Source organism: Dysgonomonas sp. GY75, from assembly GCF_015234155.1.
Classification (GTDB): domain Bacteria; phylum Bacteroidota; class Bacteroidia; order Bacteroidales; family Dysgonomonadaceae; genus Dysgonomonas; species Dysgonomonas gadei.
Window position 1 is genome coordinate 404716 of the sequence record NZ_JADCLQ010000012.1, and the last position, 19105, is coordinate 423820.

Here is a 19105-nt window from a genome sequence, read left to right on the forward strand (position 1 = left end):
TCTACAAGAGATAATTATACCATCCACGGATTCTTATAGGGATCATAATCACTCTGAAATGTAGCCATCTGCCAGTCCGTAACAGGCTTTTTATCGCCAGCTAGCTTACGCGGTATCTGAGGATTGATTTTCAATTTTGAAGCGTCTGCAAGCCATTTCATGGAATCCTCGTAATCACGTATCCGGGCAATGCTGACATTATTCGGGGAAATCAGCTTTGTAAGTTCGTAGATGGACAACCGCACCATATGCTTTTTCAGGTTATAATTGCGCGGGTCATGTAATGATAAATTAATACCTGCCTGCGGCTCATCTGCATTTACATCTGTTTCCGGATAAAAGACTTTACCCTTATAGACGACATATTCGTGTTCCGATAACTCATATTCGTTATATTCCGGATCATAATCAGCGATAGCACCCCAGTTATCCGATTCCACCGGATTCAGGTTATTGTCAAAACTATCCAACGACAATAGAGTGAAGAAATCCCCTTCAAACTTAACTACTTCCCATAAGGAATAATCGATTGGCTGCCATTGGGTATAATTTGTCTCCAGCCATCCGTTTACCATTGGAATCCGGATATTGCCGAATTTAAATCCGTTTTCAAACTGACATATATACATTACTCCATTGTATATCACAATATCATCTGGATAATAAGTCTTGAATTGCGAATAATTTTCAACATTTTCAGGAGCAAGATTAATATCAATATGCTCTATCCAATAATCAATGTCTGAGGGTGCTTTATATCCGCTTATGGAACGGATAACCTCATATATCCTATCCTCAAAATAAACATGTACTCCTACGGGATAAGTGATTTGGCGATTATATTCCGCAATATATTTTCCTTTATATAGCTCACATTCTATTTCATAGTTCTCACTCAGGTATTCCACAATACTTATTTCAGCCGATTCTTCGGCCTGTATAAACCGCTCCGTATTATTACGGATCATCTGGAATAACGCTTCTTTTGTAATGACGCCCAGGTAATCATTGTCGTTTAGGAATCTTCTATACATATGCTCTTTATCAAAGAATAGCTTAATCCCTTTGATAAAGATTAGGACAAGATGGGCTTCAATTAGGAAACCTATAAATTATCAGGGGATAACAAATATTTTTATATTCTTGATTATATATAAAGAATAAAAAGGAGTTTGAAGAAAGTTATAAACATCATTGTTAAAAACTTATTTTATATTTATTCGGATGTTTGTATAACTTTGTGATATATGATATTTAAATAGAATGAATAGAATAGAAGCAATCAATAAAATAACTGCTTATGCAGCTCGATTCGTTGTTGAAGTAGAAGGATTCAATGCAACAAATAAATATGACATAAATATACATGCAGAAACATTTTTGATTCCTGTTCTAAATAAGATATTTGATATAGAATTGGAAAACCTTAATACAACTCAAAGAAAGAATTACCCTGCAATTGATCTGGCCGATTTTAAAAATAGAGTTGCATTTCAAATAACAGCAACCAGTGATCTTTCTAAAATCGAATCCACACTAACAACTTTCTTTAGTCATAATCTTCAGAAAGATTTTGACACTCTATATTTCTATATAATAACACATAAAAAGGAGAAATATAATGATGCAAAAATAAAGGATTTACTTCCTGAAAATTTTGTATTTAATAGTGATGGTAATGTTATTGATAAGGATGTTCTATTGAAGAGGATAGACTCAATAATTTCTACTCCCAAACTTGAATCAATTTGCCGGATATATCAATCTGAATTCTCCGATACTAAAATAGAGCTCAGAAAGAAAGAATTCGAACGGGGTTATCTGAATAAAGAACCCGAAAATATATATTCTAATCTCTTAAAAATAGAATTTCCCGATACAATTTATAAAGCAGATTTAGATATAGATGAAGATGATATTATCACGGACTATAATAACTATCTGGAGTTGATAGGAAAAAGAACTGTCAAAAAGCTAAAAAAGCCTACCTTAATAAAGGAAGCTTTACGCAAATATAAATATTTTGCAAGAGATTGGGTTTTGTATGGTGATGCGGTATATACATTTAAGGATTTATCAGATGAGTCTGAACCCTTGAGTAATATTATTGACCATGGGACAATCACTCCTCTAAATTGTGAAGAATTTTATACAAATGAAGACCACAATAGAGTATTTAAAAATCTTCTGCGTAACAATCTCATTGAGTTATGCAGGAGAAAAGATATTGAGTGGTTTGAAAAAAAGAATATATTTCGATTTCGGAACAATAAAGCAGTGCCCAGACAAAAACAAATTAGATGGAAAGGGAAAAAAGAATCAACAAAAACCGTAATATTTGAGATGATTAATAAAAAAGAGAAGCATATCATTTGTTTTAGAAGTCTTGCTTTTAAATCCTCATTTCTTAATATATCAGATGATTGGTTCTTGGTTCTGAATCCTACATGGAGCTTTACAGACCCAGGTGGTTATAGGCAGAGTAGGTTTGAATCGAGTTATATGACAGGAATAAAAGGATTGGAAAACAATCAATCAGTTTTTAATTATTTCCGTTTCTTTGGATATTATTTATCCTATAAAGATTTATTTACAGATGATTATCCATATTTAAAGGTGAAGACATATTTTCCTTTGTCTCTATCTCCAAGATTGGATGAAAAAACATGGAAGCCAATGAAAGATACCAATCCAAAAACTCAGGAAATTTTAGCTGATTTAAAAGTAGATAATGAACTCATTGATAATACACTGTTTTAATGAAAATTAGATATATAGAAGAGCCGTCATTGCAATTTGGATCAGATCAACATATATGCCCTAAAGCAGGTATATATGAATTTAATCCATTTGATATTAGCCAGGTAAGGCCTGAAAAAATTACTATTGGCATTATAGGAAAGGGAGAAAGCATTGATAAAGTCTTAGAATGGCTTGAGTCTTGTAAGTCTCATATTGATGGGAAAACAAGTAAAACTCCTCATCCTAATTTATTTTTGAATTTTTGTGGCTTCAATAAAGATGTCGGTTTTAAGAGTGAGATTGTTTATGATGATTCATATTTAAGACGATTGAACAATTCAGAATTTGATGATATTATTAAGGGTAAGCATGATTTGGAAGCCCGAATAAATGATATTGTAGAACTGTATATAAATGAGATTAAATTTTTAACAAAGAACAAGAAACCTGATGTAATCCTATGCGTCCTGAGTGAAAATTTCATAACTTATATACAAGAAAAAGATATATCTAAAGATGATGAAGACGAGGGCAATGATGAAACAGAAACAAAAAATGATATAGAGAATGATCTTGACGAAGAAGAAATCTCTGAGAAAGAACAGAATTTCAGGCGCTTATTGAAGGCAAAATCAATGCAATATAATGTTCCTATACAGATTGTTAGAGATCGGATTGTAAAACCTACAAGCGAAATGCAAGATGCAGCAACAATAGCGTGGAATTTTTTCACCGCCTTATATTACAAAGCATCCGGAACACCTTGGGCATTGGTAAGAAAAGATAGTGCAGAAACTACTTGTTATGCAGGAATAAGTTTTTTTAAAAGTCGGGATAAAAAAACAACACAAACGAGTATTGCTCAGATATTTAATGAATTAGGGAAAGGGGTAATCTTAAGAGGAGAAGAAATTACCCTGACAAAACTTAATAAAACTCCTCATCTATCAGATATCCAAGCCTATAATCTATTATCCCTATCTCTTAAAGAATATTATGAAGCTGTAAAGATTTATCCTAAAAGGTTAGTTTTACATAAAACTTCAAACTTTAATTCAGATGAAGTATATGGGTTCACTCAGGCAGCCAAAGAGCTACATATTAACCAAATAGATTTAGTTTCTATTCAAGAAAGCGATATCAGACTTTATAGAGAAGGGGGATATCCTCCGATGAGAGGGACACATTTTACTTTATCCGACGATTATCATGTTTTGTATACAAGAGGCTCTGTTCCATATTATGAAACTTATCCCGGTAGATATATTCCAGTCACAATTGATATTAAACTTGCCAGATACGATGAATCACCCAACTTAATTTGTGAAGAAATATTAGCTCTGACTAAAATGAATTGGAATAATACCCAGTTTGATAGAAAACTCCCTATAACATTAGAATGCGCACGCAACGTAGGAGAAATACTGAAGTACCTTGATCCCAAAGAGGATGAAATGCAATTAAGGTATAGCTTTTACATGTAAATCTTTATTCTTAATTTCAGAATTGATCGAAAGTACAATATTCTCAGTAATTAAACCCTTCATTAACAACTGCCGTAGTCAATACTGTATCGTTACCATTGCCACTCTTAAACTTATACCAGCAATCCCGCAGGTAATAACATAGCAAATAGTCAAGGCAATCCGACAGATGCCCATACTTCTCGTATTTTACCCCGGTCTTCGGGTCTGTTACTTTTGTCTTGCTTTTTGTCCCGTCGTTGTTCTTTAACTGGTAGATCAGGTCTTCCGTCAGTTTCCTGCACCGGAAGTCTATCTGTATCTCCCAGCCGTTATATCCGGTAAACACTTCATTTACAAAATCGCACCGGGTAACCTGTGGCGGTTGCTTCTTTAACAGCTTTAGCTTCGGGCGTAGCACACCGCCGCCCAAGATATCAAGTATAACAGTATAGTTATTTACCCTATCCTCATTGACTGTACTTCGCTGTAAACCCGAAGGGTCACCTGTTACATCCACACCTCCTATTTGTTTATCACGGTATAGCTTGTTCTTTATCTTTCTGGTAAGAGCCGGTGTATTATTTTCTTTATGCTCCGGTTTACCTAATAATTCTTCCAGTATATAAACTTTCTTCTTTTCATAATCAATCTGGGCAGTCAATACCGACATTTGTGGGGCGACATTGAAGTCCCATATAGTTATCAGTGGTTTGGATGGATTATACACTTTTTCCTTTAGGTCAGTTATCAAATGTTTTGCTCCATCAAACTTATTGTAAATAGCCATATCGTTCGCTTCTACAAAATCCCAGTTGCCATAAAGCAGTCGTTCTTTAGTTGCCTGATTCCGGATTTTATTCAACGCAGCCTCATAAGTCTGGCGGAAAGCAATATCCGGATTGTCGAATACACAGAAAGGCACATAAGCCTCTCCTTCCCTGCATACAACCGTATCCCCGTTTTCATCCTGTACAAAACGGGAACGGACCCAGTTTGTCGTAGGGTTAGTAGTCATCAGCATACGGGATGTTTTGAAAGTTTCATGTGTCCGCCATCGAAGACGGGAGAATAGTACCTCTATTGCCTTCTCTGATATTTCTGAAACCTCGTCCACAAAGGCTATCGTATATTCCGCAGAACCGAACCGTTCGAAGTTCGGGTCGCTGGGAATATCAGCCATTTCTTTCAGAATGATTACCGAATCATTCCAGAATGTCAGAGTTCCTTCAAGGTTATTTATTTTGAAATTTACATCCTCTTTTAATCCCCAATCCTTCAGTATGGATTTTATTGTATTCCATGTGGACTCTTTCAATGATTTCAGAGTCTTACGGGCAACCACGGCACGGATATTTTCGAAACGGATACAGCTGCTTATCAGCCAGACGCTACCCTCAAAGCTCTTGCCTCCGCCAGCAGCTCCACCACCCAATATCAATTGAGGTAGATTCTGATTACTACATTGTACACACCGGGGCTTATATTGCGGATTATGGTTTACATCATATCCGGTCAGTACCTGTTCAATACCGCCTCCGCACTTCGGACAATAGTTCGGCTGCAATAACTTCCAAAGCTCATATTGTTTCGCAGACGGTTTGAAATCGATATGGATATCCTTCGGGGGTTTTAATCTGTTGGCCGCCATTATCCGATAATAATAGTTATGGTACCAGCCGTTTCCAACCTCTCCATCAAGGCAGCCATTGTTGCTTTGGAATACAGCACTTTACCCTTGACCGTATTTCTGCCGACAATTATGCATCCGGAGCTGTGTTCCTCCGTATTACCGGTATGGATAAGGATCCCCAAGAAATGAGGTACATCATGTATGATTGGGAGTATTCGTTTGAATTTGGGGCTTTCGCCTAAAGTAACTTTATATGTCCCTGCAGGTATGGCTGTTTCATTATATACTTTTTCCTTACACTTGCATATAAGCCATTTTGGTGTATTTAGGCACTTTTCAGGTAATTCCCTTACCTTGTCCTCAATCGTATTACAGAAAAATTCACCGTCAATATACAGGTCTCCGATCGTATATTTTTTCCCTTTGAACTTGCGTTTAAGTAATAGTTCCATCTTTGATATAAGTTTTACGTTACATCAAAGAATAGTGCATAAGTATATCTTCGGGTTAAATACCCGTAATATAGTAAGAGTCCAAATAAAAGAAAACGGCCGGATAAATACATGCCACATCGGCGTAAAGTCACACAACATATATTTATTCAGCCGCTTATTTTAGATTCTTCCGAAATATGCAATAACCAAAATAATTCAATAGTTATGTTGATTATCTGTTTTATTATCCTCATTATCAGCAGGATTTTATTTAATTGCTTTTTCCACAACAAATCCACGGCTGTACCGGAACATTATAAAAATCAATACCCCACCATAGATGATTTGGCACATATTGGCAGCAATGGCGTTGGGCATACCGACAAAGCGCAAGACTTCGAGCAAAAAAACAAGAAATGCCACCGCAACGCTTCCCTACAAATTTCGCATCCAGCCGATAATTGGTTTTATCCAGATTTCTGTGGTACATATAATTGATATCTTCCATACATACATTGTAACGGAAGTGTGCTTTCTTCATATTAGCGGCTATCCGTTTTCGTTTCCTGGATTCGTATTCCGCATCTACCAACATAGCTACCACCTGATCTACGGTCATCTCGCTGTTTACTTTCGACTGTAATATGCCTTGGTATGACTCAAGCATACCGTTAAGATGGACGCTGGCCATCTTTTCCAATGTTACTTCGTTCATTTTTTCTTATTTTTTTCAGTTAAGTAGTTCAACAGAATTAGTTTAAATGATAATCTATTCTACGTTGCAAACAGAGTTTTGACAAATGTGGGAAAACCCTTGTATGTGAACTTTAAGAATCATGCAGCTTAATTATGCGGACTTACTTAATGATTTATAATAGACTGCACCCATTAAATTGGAATGTGATACAGAAGTAGTATCTGTTTCAAAGGATAAGCAGTATTCCTCATAATTCAGGTCCAGTTTATTCATAAGTATTCTTTTGATACTGCTATAATTGTAGAGGCCGTTCTCTATACAGATACGGCAGGCCTTTACCAGCCTGTCCAATCCGGCCTCTTCTTTGCCGGCCAGACTGAGTATGCCTGAACATTGTTTATATGCCTGTTGCGAATAATTATATCTTTTTAGAAAATTTTCGATAAAGACACCTATGTCCTTATGCTGAAGATAACCACGCCTGATAAAGTATTCATTATCCCAGGACATGTAATTCTGATGTTTTTTAGGCAGATGTTCTTTTGCTGTTGTGTATTTGTTCTGCCAACGGTCTCGCACATGTACGGCAATGCGCTCCCCATTCGCATATATGATCACTTCTGCTTCCGTATAGGCGCATTTTACCTGTTGCCCGACATATTATATCATGTGTATATCAAAAACATATCAATTATTATCGATATCACAGAATATATGAGTAATTTTACCACTATGTTTTATTACAGGAGAAAAATATTATTAGCATTAATTCAAAAACTGGGAGGAGAGGTACTATCTACTCCTTTGCAGAAAAATCTTTTTCTGCTAACCCGTCAGCAAAAGGAAAAATCATTCGATTTTATCCCTTATAAGTATGGCTGTTATTCATTGCAGGCTAATAATGATTTAGGTGTCCTTGAAAAGCTGGGATATATCAAAAAGGCTCAAAAGAGGAATTCTATAGCATGGATACTAACTAGTAACGATAATTTTATAGAATTACTTAGACCAGAAGACAATGCTGCGTTGAGTTATATTTATAATACATTTGGTTCTTATAATACCAACGATTTAATAAAGCATACTTATGTTAATTATCCATATTGGGCGATAAATAGTGTAATACTGGATGATTTACTGGATGATGAAGAAAAACAGAAAATTTTACAACAAAAAAAATCTTTATCTGAAAAATGCCTTTTTACTATCGGATATGAAGGAAAATCTCTTGAAACATATATTAATCAGCTAATAATTAACAATGTTAAGGTCCTTTGTGATGTACGCAAGAATCCTTTAAGCAAAAAATGGGGGTTTTCTAAATCGCATCTAAAAGATGCTTGCGAGAAGGTAAATATAAAATATGTGCATATTCCACAATTAGGGATAGAATCCGAAGAAAGACAGGATTTGAAAACATTGTCCGATTATAATAAACTGTTCAGTAACTATGAAAAAACGACATTGAAGACTAATAATAGTTACCTATTAGATGTTGTAAAAATATTACAAGAAAATAATCGGATAGCTTTAACTTGTTTCGAGAAAGAGGTGTGTATGTGCCATAGGGGGATTGTCGCAAACAACCTCATGCAGTTAAAGGAATTGAAAGACTATAAACTTCGCAATATTTGATGGCAAGAAAAAAGATACTTATCACAGTAACAACTATTCCTTTACCATCTCGAAGTTATGATGAACTTGTATGTACTGCGGGGTTGCTAGAGGATGGTTCTTGGATTCGTATCTATCCTATGCCTTTAAGCTTCATTAGAGGACTCAAAATAGATGGAAAAGTCCAGCAAACTAAATATACTTGGATTGAACTAGATGTCAGAAGAAGAGACGAGGATTTTCGCCCAGAAAGTCATTCTCCAATAGATTACAACTTCAAAGATTTAGCTATACTTAATCATATTGACACTAAAAATCATTGGGAAGAGAGAAAGCAATATTGTGTCGAAAAGGCTAAGGTTTACACAAATATGACAGAATTAATAGAGGATTCTAAAGAGCCAAAGAATATTTCTTTAGCAACATTTAAGCCTTCAAAAATTCTCGACTTAGTAATAGAACCTACAGATAGAGAATGGAAGCCTGAGTGGCAGAGCCTCATCCAACAACATCAAATAAACTTTGATAACCCAGACGAGCCCTTACAAAAAGAACTATCCGCAAAAATACCCTATACTTTCTCTTATAAATTTGAGGAGGAAAGCGGAACGACGAGAACCCTTATGGTTGAAGACTGGGAAATCGCTCAATTATATTGGAATTGTCTCAGGCGTAACGATGGAGATGAAGCCAAAGCCTGCCAAGAGGTTAAAAATAAATATCTGAACATTTTCACACAAGAGCATGATATTTATTTCTTTTTAGGCACAACAAAGGAATGGCACATGAGAAGAGCCCGTAATCCTTTTGTTATTATCGGTGTTTTCTATCCTAAAAAGAATCCGAATACACAGCTAAAACTCTTTTTCTAATTCTAATTGTACTCAGATACATTTCATCCTTTATTTAACATCTTAAAAAATTAATTATATCTTTTGATTATAGTATCCGTTGGATTATTGACTTTTTCATTGTATTCTTGTGACGATTATGAAAAAGTTAGGAAAGTATCTAAAATTATAAAAAGAATACATAATTTAAATCCCTGAATAATGCCGATAATGGAGAAGTTTCCGATGGGAACCGTATTTCATTACAGGCTGGGAAGCAATATCATTTTCGCAACACACCGGAGAGGAAATATAGTGCACGGACAATTGACAGGAAGGGTATTTGCAGAACCCTATTTAGAATTTGCTTATCAACACACAAACACAGATAAGGAATAACAGTGGACTTGTAAAGATCATGGTAAAGTGCAACCAACATTAATAAAAATTTAGAATGAATATCTTGATAGTATACAGCCATCCAAGCAAGGAGTCATATACTTTCCAAATATTAGAGCAATTGAAAGCTTTGCTGGCAATCCAAAAATGGAATATTAAAGTTTCAGACCTGTATGCGATGAACTTTCAAAGCAATATGACGGAAATGGAATATGAGCGGGAAGGTTTTGCAAATATAGAATTGCCAATACCAAACGACATAATTGCTGAACATAAGAAAATAGAAGATGCTGATTGTATTATATTTCTTTATCCTGTTTGGTGGAGCGACTGTCCTGCAATACTGAAAGGTTGGTTCGACAGAGTCTATTCGGTTGGTTATGCATACGGGCACAAATCCCATTTTCAGAAAATGAAAACCATTAAATATGGAATTGCAATTTGTACGGCGGGACATCCAAGCGAATTTCTCCAGGAGACTGGGATTTCGCAAAGCATGGAAAACATTATGTTGAATGACAGGCTCGGAAAACGGTTTGAACATAAAGAAATGCTCATTCTTGGAGGGACATTGGAAATAGAACGAGTGCGGGAAGAGCATATAAACAGAATAAAAAAATTAGTTGTAAGAATAAAAAGTACCTGTATCCAATAAGAGGCTTTTAGTATGGATATATTTGAAATTGAAATTAAACGGACAAATTCCGGAAATGAAGATTTCCGAAAATTAGTTGTTGAATTAGAGAAGCATTTGACCTTTGCTGACGAAAAAGCACATTCCGAATGTAAGCAATACAACAAACTTGAAACTATAAAATACGTAGTTGTTGCATATATCGAGGGGAAAGCAATAGGTTGCGGAGCAATCAGAAAATATGATTCCGACACGATTGAAGTAAAAAGAATGTTTGTATCCATAGATGCAAGAGGACAAGGCGTTGGAACTAAGATGTTGCTGGAATTAGAAGCATGGGCAATAGAATTAGGATTTAAGAAAAGTATTCTGGAGACCGGAAATATGTTACCTGAAGCTGTAAGATTATATAAAAAGAGCAATTACATTCAAATTCCTAATTATGGACAATATGAAGGTATGGAAAAAAGTATTTGTTTTGCGAAAAAACTATAAAACAAGATAATTAGAAAAGCCGAAATAAGTGACCAAGAATCATTCAAATTCTTATTTCAGGAATTAACGGGACATGAGATTTCAGGCAAATCGATTGGAATATCGCTAATAATTGAATAAGGTAACGAAGTGTTTATTATTTTATTAACAAATTGTCCAGCTTGAATTAATAAAAAGGAATAATGGCAATAAATAAGAGCATAGTTTTACAGCCTTCCTCCCATAAAAAAACAAAAGTGAAAACATTGTATCTTATTCTGGCATAAATACAAACGGCCTAATAACAACAAAGCGAAATGGCACCGCCACTCCGCTTTATCTTTTAAACCCAATTGATAGTTACTTGCCGGCTTCAATCGACTTCTTTCTGAAGTCTTTCAATGCTTTCTCGATTTCAAGGGAAACTTTCCGGGCCCGTTGTCCGGCAGCTTTATTTCCGCTTTCAATTTGAGACTCTGCATCTTTTGCGAATGCTTCGAAGTTTGATTTTAATGTTTCTACTAAATTTTTCATTTTTTTATTTGTTATTGTCCAGTTTGAATTCCCCGGACGGCTTAAAGCCGGGGATATCATGAGCCGGCACTATGATTGTCGTATTTTTTAAGATATTGCGGGCTGTCTTTTCCGCGCGGTGCTTCACGATGAAGCTTCCGAAACCTCTGAGATATACATTTTCATGCTTCGAGAGCGAATCCTTTACTACTTCCATAAACGATTCCAGGCTTTTTAATACGGTGGCCTTATCTATACCTGTCCTTGCCGCGATCTCGTTAACGATTTCTGCTTTAGTCATACTGTTATAATTTAAATTGGCCTGCAAAAATAAGGATTTTGTCCGGGAACCAAAATAAACAGGCAGCTATTTATCAATCATTATAATTTCCGAATACTTGATTTCCACATGGGGATTATCACAGCTTATGGTCTGGTGAACAGCCTTGACGCCCCATTTCCACCAAAGGAAGCGGTGTTTTGGCTCCAGCCATACAGCCTGGCGCAGCGTAACCGGCAAACGGATTTTCCCAACCAGTTCATTATTTTCTATAATGCCCCTGACCTGCAGGTAGGGCGTATTCAGTTCTATTTTTTTCAGCACAAGGGTTACTGTATCGCGGACTACCGCTGTATCCCTTATTTCGGCTTTGATATCCGCGTTTACTTCCACTTCATGCTTCGATACGGCCTTAAGCCTTTTGAGTTCTATGCCGAGCTTTTCCATATGCGCGGCGTCTGTTGCCCGGTATTGTTTATACTCATCGAGAGTTAGCCTGAGAGTTTTTACATCGAGGGCCATTGTCGCTGAATCCGACTGCATCCTCTTTACACCGGACAACAGGGCGGACGTATTGCTTTTATAGGTATCCCTTTCTCCTTTCAGGTGCACCGTGTACTTATATAATGCGGTTATGCCTCCTCCCAATAGCAGGATGACCGCGATAAGGATTACCAATATCCTGTTCATCTTATTCTTTGATTTTTATTGATTCGACAGGTATAAACCAGGTATATTCCCCCATGTACGGCGTATCCAGACAAACCATACAGCCTTTATTTTTCCTGCCGTTATAGCATAGGTCTTCGATTATTATTCCCCTGATGCCGGCCAAGCCCGATAGCTTCATTTCCTCCAATCTTCCCGAGGGGACGATTGTGATTTCAGCGCCTTGTTTTATCATACAGATTCTCTTTATAAATTAATACACAAACAACAATTTATATTTATAATCCCGCTTATTATTTCAGGACGGATGTAGCTTTCCCGTACCTTCCCCTCATATACACGATGATGCCGTTTGCCGAAAGGCAAAAGACAGTCCCGGCTCATTCCGGGAGATATCCACGCAACCATTATGAATACAAGAAAAAAACAATAGTATAAATTTCTTCATCAAACTCATTTCTTTAAGAGTTCCTTAATATCCCCCCGCATTTCCCTTATATCGCTCTGGATAGAGGTAAACTGCGTCATCGTCGCTTCGAAAACAGCCTTATCCAGTTTTATGGCGTCGATCCGTTCGTACTGGTCCTGTATTTTCAGCTCCAGGCCTGTACATTTGGTTTTCAACTCCGCGATCTGGTTTGTGTTGTTAACATGCTGTACATACATAGTCACAATAAAGGACACAATCAGGAAGAGCGCTTTGAAGTTGGATTGGACAAATTCTTTAACAGCTGTCATTTCTTTACGTTTATATTAAGATTGAAAATGCTTCTATTACCGCCTTTATTAGTTTTACAGCGATATCCGTTTCTTTTAACCCATAGATAACCAAACCGGCAATTATCAGTATATACACAGCCCTTTCTATTATTTTGGGTGTAATATCATCTTTCTTCATCAGGCTCATTTGATTTATTTTCAGGAACAATCACATTAAACACAATACCGCCGCCACCGCTTTCAATCCTTAACCTCGCTTCATGAACATGCCTGATGGGATATAGCTCCATCAGGGCTTTCGCTGCATTAACGGATACGGCGCGTAAAGGGGCCGGAGAAAGATCGATACCGGACTTATCCGAGAATTGGGCGGTAGATGTTTCCTCCATAACCGCTTTTAATGTCTCCGCTACCTGAAGCTTTATAGCCATATTCTCCGTTTCACACTGAAGGTCTTTCATCAGTTCCCTGATCCGGGACTGGATTTCAACCTTTGCCAACAGTTTCCGGCTTAATACATTTAGTTTTAAGAGCCCCTCTCCGAATACCTCCGCATAACACTTTACATGCCGGCCGGCATACTCGCTGCCGCCATAGACGAAAAGCTCACAAAATTGCTCTTCCTCTATGCTTAATATTTGCTTATCGTCAGCAGTTAGTTTTTTAACCATTGTATGTATGGGTTATTCTTCTTTATTAAGAATAGGTTTATCTTCCAAATTGGGTTTTATAAAATCTGCTTTTTGTTCAATCAGTTGTTCCATTAATGCTTCATAAAATACGTCAGCCAAAGCATTTGCGCAACTTTCCGCATCTGCAATCGAATTGATCAGCCGCATATTGAATGCTATATTTAAATCATATCCGGTGATAGCGCACATCATTTCATTGCCGTCATAATACAAGACACCATAAGTCGTCAATTCATCTTTTTTGAAGGTTACAGTTCCGTTTTCAGGATTTTCTTCCATATTCTCAGATTTTAAAATGTTTTCTGGACTTTTCATTTTTCCGGATTGTTATTTCTTCTCCATCCGTTTGGCTGCGCAACCTGGAAGAACAAACCCTTACGACATTCAAGCTGGCTGTAACATCGGCATCGGCATCGTGAGCGTCATCGAGTTCAATGCCAAGCCTTTCACAGATTATTTCCAGTTTGTAAGAAGACATCAGCGGATCATTAGCAAATACAAGCCTTGCCAGATCAATCGTGTCAATATAGTGGGGCTGAAAATTACCGTAAAAATCTTTATTGCCTGCAAATACTTTTTCAAATTCTTTCAGTAGTCCCGAGTAATTCATGAGCTGCTGGAGGAATCCGGTATCGAATGTTATATTTTGTCCGATAAGGACCGGTTTTGCCTGATGCCCCTTGCTTAAGGTATTCTTTTTCGTAAAGTCAATAACACTTCGGGCAACCTCTTTATAATCCACCCCCATTGATACCAGCATATCCATTGTAATACCTGAATAATCGAGGGCTGCCGGTTCATAAAGCATGCTTTCCCGGCCTTGCATAATTTCATGCTTGTTTTTTAATACCTTCCGTTTGACAGGTCCTCCGATATCCTGCTTATCATAAGGGGCAATGTATTTGACATACCTGTCCAGTACATCGAATGTGTCGAGACGGATAGCCTGCATCGCCAGTTGGGTACAAGCGCCGGTTGTAGAGTCCAGGCTGCCTGTTTCAAAGTCCAGCCCGATAGCCGTATATATCTTGGGTTCTGTAATTGGTGCTGCCATATTTATTTTGATTTCGGTTTTTCTTGTTTCAAAAATTTGATCCATGCAAACGGTTTACGTTTGTAGGGTACGGGATTGTCATTACTGTAAGCCTCGCGTTCAAAACTGATATTCCGGTAGGCTTCCTTCATATTCCCGTAGATACATATCCGGATCAGGTACTCAACACCATACCATAGATAAAAGAATATGACCAGCATTTCAAGCATTTGCTTTTTGTGTGTTTCTTCGTGACGGATTGTCCGTGGGGATAGTTCTGCACCGGGACGGGCCAGTATAAAGCCGAATAGCATCATGGCACTGTATCCTTTTGGAGGTAAATATTTATTCCTTATTATTTTCATCAGGTATTGTTTTTATATACTGTGGATAAATGATGTTTTATAGGTATTCAATGCGTTACAACCTGTGTAGTCACTATATTTTATGACTGTTGTAATAATGATGATTTTATTCTTCAGGCCGGATAAAGTCTCTTTGTTTTCCAGATAGAAATCATTCCAGCACACAAGTTCGATAAGGTCGTTGTTCTGCTGTAATTTCAGTTTGCAGAACTGTTTCTTTTCCCCTGTAGACTTATCCTTATAGGACATCTCTTCCACTTCCGCCACCGTCGCGCATACGGCAATCCGTTTGCCTTCATTCTCAAAAACCAGCGCATCCCGCAGCGTCATGTAAGAGGCCTTTCCCCGAATCTTATCCTTTGCCGGCGAATTATCATAAATGCGCCTGTAATCTATGCTTCCGATACCTGCTATATTGATTTGTTGCATGGACCAGAAATGATCCACTTCGTAGAACTGGCGGTAAAAGTCATTTGCATTTTTTTCCAGTCCTAATTCCACTGCCGCTTTCTCCATAATATGAAACCTTTCATTAATAGAGCGGATTTTTTCTACCCTGTCGAAACAGCCGGAAAGTATCAGGTGACGGACATGCAATGAATTTACGGGTATCCGGGTAGCTTCATCTTCATTGTCCGGGTCGTCCCAGTATTGGTATTTCTTTAGTTTGTATTTGAATATGCGGTGGATAAAGTTTTCAATGGAAGTGAAATTCCCATGTTTCCTACGTTCATCCATTATGAAATTCACGGCTTTTGGTCCCAGCATTTTTATTCTTGTTAAGGACCAGAATATTTCGTTAGAATTATAATCTGTGTAGAAGGCTATATCCGATACGTTAATATCCGGTGCTACAATCTTGGCTTCACTGCATAGCTCCATCTCCGACATCAACAATGGTATTTCTTTATCTTCCGCCCATTGCAAGGCAACAGTATAGAATGCAGTGGGATAATTTGCTTTGAGCCATGCTCCGGTAAATGCAGTCAGAGCATAAGCGGCAGCGTGGCTGCGGTTGAAGGAATATTTGCCTGCCACTTCTATTTTATGCCATATCTCGTTTGCTTCATAATCAGGGCAACCGCTAGCGATAGCTCCTTTAATAAAGTCATCTTTCAGGGTTGCCATCAGTTCTGCATTTTTCTTACCGATTGCTTTCCGTAAGTAGTCAGTCTTCCCTAAGTCGAAACCGCCTAAGGTATGGACTATTTGCATATACTGCTCCTGATAGGTCATAATCCCGAAGGTGTTTTTTGTAGCTTCATACGTCCCGAAATTATAGACTGGAGCCACTTCTCCCCGTTTATACCGGATATAGTCTTCCGTTGCGCCTATCTCCAATGTAGCCGGACGGTAGAGCGCATTAATCGCTATCAGGTCTTCGATGCAATCCGGTCCTACATCCATGATAAACCGCGTAATTCCACGGCTGGCAAACTGGAATACATTCTGTGTATATCCTGCCGATAAAAGGCTATAAGTTTTGGCATCGGATATTTCGTTTTCCGTTATGGACTCAATTGTATAATCTTTGTTATAAGTTTTATTTACAATATCCAATACAGCGCTCAGTTTGGATAGTTCCTTTGTCGCCAATACATCTTCCTTTAAAAGCCCGATACTTTCCACCTGGTAACCATCGAATTCTGAAACCAGCAGACCATCCATTTTCCGGATTGGAAGAAAATCAAAACATTCCGCCGGTTCCCCGTCTTTCTCATCCGGTGTGACAATAATTGCCGATGCATGGATGGATGCAGAGCGCGGCTGCCCCATCAATGTCCGTATTTCTTCTATGACTTCCGGATAATCGAGTATAAACTTCCTTACCTTTTTATTGACAGCGGCCAGTTTGAATAATTCCGTCCAGCCCATATTATCATCTTCGAATATGGCTGTGATATAGTTCACCAGATTCACCGGAATACGATGTACCCGCGCCACATCTTTCAACACGGCTTTTAGTTTCAGAGTTGAAAATGTACCTGCCGAGAATACCCGTTGCTTTCCTCTTACATTATATCGTTTCTCCAGATATTCTTTTATCTCCTGCCTGCGATCCGAGGCGAAGTCGGTATCTATATCGGGCATTGCCGAGTGGCTCCCTTTTTTTAGTCCTTTGCCAACAACACAATCCGACACCCCGATGTGGGAACCTGCTGTTTTTATTTGTACTTTTTCTACTTTCATGCTTCCAATTCATTTAGCGTCCACAATAAATCTTTGTTATCGAAGAGTATTTCATCTCCGGCTATCAGTTCGTCTGCGTATACAGTTGCTTCTTTTTCATCCCTGATTATCCTAAATTCTGCATCTCTGAAGAATAGTAGCGTTTTCCCTCCGATGTTGAGTTCAACATAAGATTCCGCTGGTCCTACTGAAGTGTCCGGTTGCATTTTAGTTATATTCTCCACCCAGTTTAATCCGCATCGTTCCGGTACGAGGAAACGTGAGAATATCAAGTCATACTTTAAGGGATCGATAGTTATGATTCCCAGCAGGTAAGATACAAGGGAGCCTCCGGCTGACCCGCGGCCCACACCTGTTGCAATACCCCTGCGTTTTGCTTCCCGGATCATATCCCACTGAATCAGGAAGTAATCGACATTGTTCGTGGATTCTATGATATATATTTCTTCCTCTAATCTTTTCCTGTATCTGTCATGGTCTTCTGCCGGAATTTTCCGGTTCAGCCCTTCCTCCAGTAATTGCAGGAACATAGCATGCCTATCGCCATATTTCTTTATTTCATTGTCAAGCATGATATACCGGGGCATATACATACTTCCCATTTCATAACGGGCTTCCGCATTATTTGCAATGTCGATGGTGTGGGAGCACATTCGCTGGAGTAGGTTTTCAATGTTCCATTTCTCTGAAGAGAAGACCGAACTTAAGGTTGCATAATGTTCATCAATATCTTTGAAATACTGGTCGTTGGATTGTTCATGCGCAGCCCCCGACGCTATTTTATTCAGTATAATCTTGTTAATGGCTTCATCCTTATCAATGTAATAGTTATCGCATAGCAGGATTGGCTCAACCCTGAATGACCCGGTATCCTGCACATAAAAACGTTCGAAGAAATACTGTGTGGCCCGCAGTATCTTTACGTCGATGCGTTCGGCTTTATACTCCGACAGGTCAATCTGGTAATACAATTTTTCAAAAGCCTGTTTCAGCATGACCAACAGATGTAAATTGGCATCCATCCAAAAAGACGACAGTTTTCCGAAAACCAAAACATTCCCTCCGGCGTATTTCAGCAAATCCTGTATCGATATGGTGTTATCTTCAGAGTCCACCATAATAGTTTTATGAAGGCGCAATAAGTTTTTCAATCCACGGTTGTTCTGGCAGTAGACTTTCATTTCGACCTTTTCGTCCGGATGAGCTACTGTGAATGAATATCCGAACACCGGTTTTATTCCGGCTTTTGTACACTCTTTCTGGAAGGTCAGTGTGGCGGCCATTGTATTGTAATCGCATATCCCCAGTGCAGAATGACCTAATGCCTTTGCTTTCTTTATCCACTGGCCGATATCCCCGGAACCGTTCAGCAACTCGTAAGGAGTATGTACGCCCAGATTGACAAAGGGAATATCCAACACCGGTTTTTCCCTGTTACCTATATATTTGAGGATATTAAAGCGGAACTCTTCCCGCAGGTCGTAGTAATACCAGTTTTGTCCGAATGGGAACGCCACATAGTTGATTCCTTCTTCTATCAGGACTTGCGGGTTCTCCATCAGGTTGAAAATCAGATTGTCTTTCGTTCCCCGGAATATCGACTGGACTTCGGAAAGATCTGCAACGAACAGCCTGCCGAAACCTGTAATTTCTATAACCTCGCTATCTATCGGCACATAACATATTTTATTGGCCTGAAGCCATTGTATCAGTTCATTCATAA

General features: G+C 38.1%; 24 protein-coding genes. 7 read left to right on the forward strand and 17 right to left on the reverse strand.

Annotated elements, in window-relative coordinates:
• Window positions 1–14: 14 nt before the first annotated feature.
• Window positions 15–1034, reverse strand: a complete 1020-nt coding sequence (locus IR083_RS07075; protein ID WP_194223734.1) for a hypothetical protein — start codon at window positions 1032–1034, stop codon at window positions 15–17.
• 229 nt (window positions 1035–1263) lie between these two features.
• On the opposite strand from IR083_RS07075, the gene IR083_RS07080 reads away from it, so the two are divergent.
• Both IR083_RS07080 and IR083_RS07085 read left to right on the forward strand, forming a co-directional pair.
• Window positions 1264–2760: an SMEK domain-containing protein gene (locus IR083_RS07080; RefSeq protein ID WP_194223735.1), complete on the forward strand. Its 1497-nt coding sequence runs from the start codon at window positions 1264–1266 to the stop codon at window positions 2758–2760.
• Entirely contained in the window at window positions 2760–4226 is a 1467-nt protein-coding gene (locus IR083_RS07085; RefSeq protein WP_194223736.1) for an argonaute/piwi family protein, read from the forward strand. The genes IR083_RS07080 and IR083_RS07085 overlap by 1 nt, the downstream gene beginning before the upstream one ends.
• A 43-nt stretch (window positions 4227–4269) precedes the next feature.
• Here IR083_RS07085 and IR083_RS07090 read toward each other — a convergent pair whose 3' ends face one another.
• From IR083_RS07090 to IR083_RS07105, 4 genes are all read right to left on the reverse strand, one after another.
• Complete coding sequence (locus IR083_RS07090) at window positions 4270–5856, reverse strand: phage terminase large subunit (RefSeq protein WP_194223737.1); 1587 nt, start codon at window positions 5854–5856, stop codon at window positions 4270–4272.
• The gene (locus tag IR083_RS07095) at window positions 5856–6290 is read right to left on the reverse strand and encodes a DUF5675 family protein (protein ID WP_194223738.1); all 435 of its coding nucleotides are present in this window, start codon (window positions 6288–6290) and stop codon (window positions 5856–5858) included. Before IR083_RS07095 ends, IR083_RS07090 begins: the two co-directional genes overlap by 1 nt.
• A gap of 253 nt (window positions 6291–6543) precedes the next feature.
• Window positions 6544–6987 carry an ATP-binding protein gene (locus tag IR083_RS07100; RefSeq protein WP_194223739.1) on the reverse strand — a complete coding sequence of 148 codons (444 nt, stop codon included), beginning with the start codon at window positions 6985–6987 and terminating at the stop codon, window positions 6544–6546.
• Between the two features lie 132 nt (window positions 6988–7119).
• The gene (locus IR083_RS07105; protein WP_194223740.1) at window positions 7120–7587 is read right to left on the reverse strand and encodes a hypothetical protein; all 468 of its coding nucleotides are present in this window, start codon (window positions 7585–7587) and stop codon (window positions 7120–7122) included.
• 114 nt (window positions 7588–7701) lie between these two features.
• Here IR083_RS07105 and IR083_RS07110 point away from each other — a divergent pair, with 114 nt between their 5' ends.
• The 5 genes from IR083_RS07110 (at window position 7702) to IR083_RS07130 (ending at window position 10941) form a co-directional block, all read left to right on the forward strand.
• Complete coding sequence (locus IR083_RS07110; RefSeq protein ID WP_194224021.1) at window positions 7702–8604, forward strand: DUF488 family protein; 903 nt, start codon at window positions 7702–7704, stop codon at window positions 8602–8604.
• Complete coding sequence (locus IR083_RS07115) at window positions 8604–9455, forward strand: hypothetical protein (protein WP_194223741.1); 852 nt, start codon at window positions 8604–8606, stop codon at window positions 9453–9455. The genes IR083_RS07110 and IR083_RS07115 overlap by 1 nt, the downstream gene beginning before the upstream one ends.
• A gap of 189 nt (window positions 9456–9644) precedes the next feature.
• The gene (locus tag IR083_RS07120; protein WP_194223742.1) at window positions 9645–9812 is read left to right on the forward strand and encodes a hypothetical protein; all 168 of its coding nucleotides are present in this window, start codon (window positions 9645–9647) and stop codon (window positions 9810–9812) included.
• Between the two features lie 55 nt (window positions 9813–9867).
• Entirely contained in the window at window positions 9868–10467 is a 600-nt protein-coding gene (locus tag IR083_RS07125; RefSeq protein ID WP_194223743.1) for an NAD(P)H-dependent oxidoreductase, read from the forward strand.
• Window positions 10468–10479: 12 nt separating this feature from the next.
• Window positions 10480–10941 carry a GNAT family N-acetyltransferase gene (locus IR083_RS07130; RefSeq protein ID WP_194223744.1) on the forward strand — a complete coding sequence of 154 codons (462 nt, stop codon included), beginning with the start codon at window positions 10480–10482 and terminating at the stop codon, window positions 10939–10941.
• A gap of 339 nt (window positions 10942–11280) precedes the next feature.
• Here IR083_RS07130 and IR083_RS07135 read toward each other — a convergent pair whose 3' ends face one another.
• The 12 genes from IR083_RS07135 to IR083_RS07190 form a co-directional block, all read right to left on the reverse strand.
• Window positions 11281–11454 carry a histone H1 gene (locus IR083_RS07135; RefSeq protein WP_194223745.1) on the reverse strand — a complete coding sequence of 58 codons (174 nt, stop codon included), beginning with the start codon at window positions 11452–11454 and terminating at the stop codon, window positions 11281–11283.
• Between the two features lie 4 nt (window positions 11455–11458).
• Window positions 11459–11761 (reverse strand): HU family DNA-binding protein, encoded by a 303-nt coding sequence (locus tag IR083_RS07140; RefSeq protein ID WP_262893157.1) that lies wholly within the window; start codon window positions 11759–11761, stop codon window positions 11459–11461.
• Between the two features lie 39 nt (window positions 11762–11800).
• A complete protein-coding gene (locus tag IR083_RS07145) occupies window positions 11801–12403 on the reverse strand; it encodes a DUF6549 family protein (RefSeq protein ID WP_194223747.1) in 603 nt (200 codons plus the stop codon).
• 1 nt (window position 12404) lies between these two features.
• Entirely contained in the window at window positions 12405–12617 is a 213-nt protein-coding gene (locus tag IR083_RS07150; protein WP_194224040.1) for a hypothetical protein, read from the reverse strand.
• A gap of 218 nt (window positions 12618–12835) precedes the next feature.
• Window positions 12836–13120, reverse strand: coding sequence for a hypothetical protein (locus IR083_RS07155; protein ID WP_194223748.1), 285 nt, complete (start codon window positions 13118–13120; stop codon window positions 12836–12838).
• A 10-nt stretch (window positions 13121–13130) separates the two neighbouring features.
• Window positions 13131–13280 carry a hypothetical protein gene (locus IR083_RS07160; protein WP_194223749.1) on the reverse strand — a complete coding sequence of 50 codons (150 nt, stop codon included), beginning with the start codon at window positions 13278–13280 and terminating at the stop codon, window positions 13131–13133.
• A complete protein-coding gene (locus tag IR083_RS07165; RefSeq protein ID WP_194223750.1) occupies window positions 13267–13773 on the reverse strand; it encodes a hypothetical protein in 507 nt (168 codons plus the stop codon). Before IR083_RS07165 ends, IR083_RS07160 begins: the two co-directional genes overlap by 14 nt.
• 12 nt (window positions 13774–13785) lie before the next feature.
• Window positions 13786–14073 (reverse strand): hypothetical protein, encoded by a 288-nt coding sequence (locus IR083_RS07170; RefSeq protein ID WP_194223751.1) that lies wholly within the window; start codon window positions 14071–14073, stop codon window positions 13786–13788.
• Window positions 14074–14077: 4 nt separating this feature from the next.
• Entirely contained in the window at window positions 14078–14848 is a 771-nt protein-coding gene (locus IR083_RS07175) for a PolC-type DNA polymerase III (protein WP_194223752.1), read from the reverse strand.
• A gap of 2 nt (window positions 14849–14850) precedes the next feature.
• On the reverse strand, window positions 14851–15192 hold the full coding sequence (locus IR083_RS07180) for a hypothetical protein (protein WP_194223753.1): 342 nt from the start codon (window positions 15190–15192) through the stop codon (window positions 14851–14853).
• Between the two features lie 12 nt (window positions 15193–15204).
• The gene (locus tag IR083_RS07185; RefSeq protein ID WP_194223754.1) at window positions 15205–17382 is read right to left on the reverse strand and encodes a DNA polymerase III subunit alpha; all 2178 of its coding nucleotides are present in this window, start codon (window positions 17380–17382) and stop codon (window positions 15205–15207) included.
• On the reverse strand, window positions 17379–19103 hold the full coding sequence (locus IR083_RS07190) for a PHP domain-containing protein (RefSeq protein ID WP_199343198.1): 1725 nt from the start codon (window positions 19101–19103) through the stop codon (window positions 17379–17381). The genes IR083_RS07185 and IR083_RS07190 overlap by 4 nt, the downstream gene beginning before the upstream one ends.
• Window positions 19104–19105 lie beyond the last annotated feature (2 nt).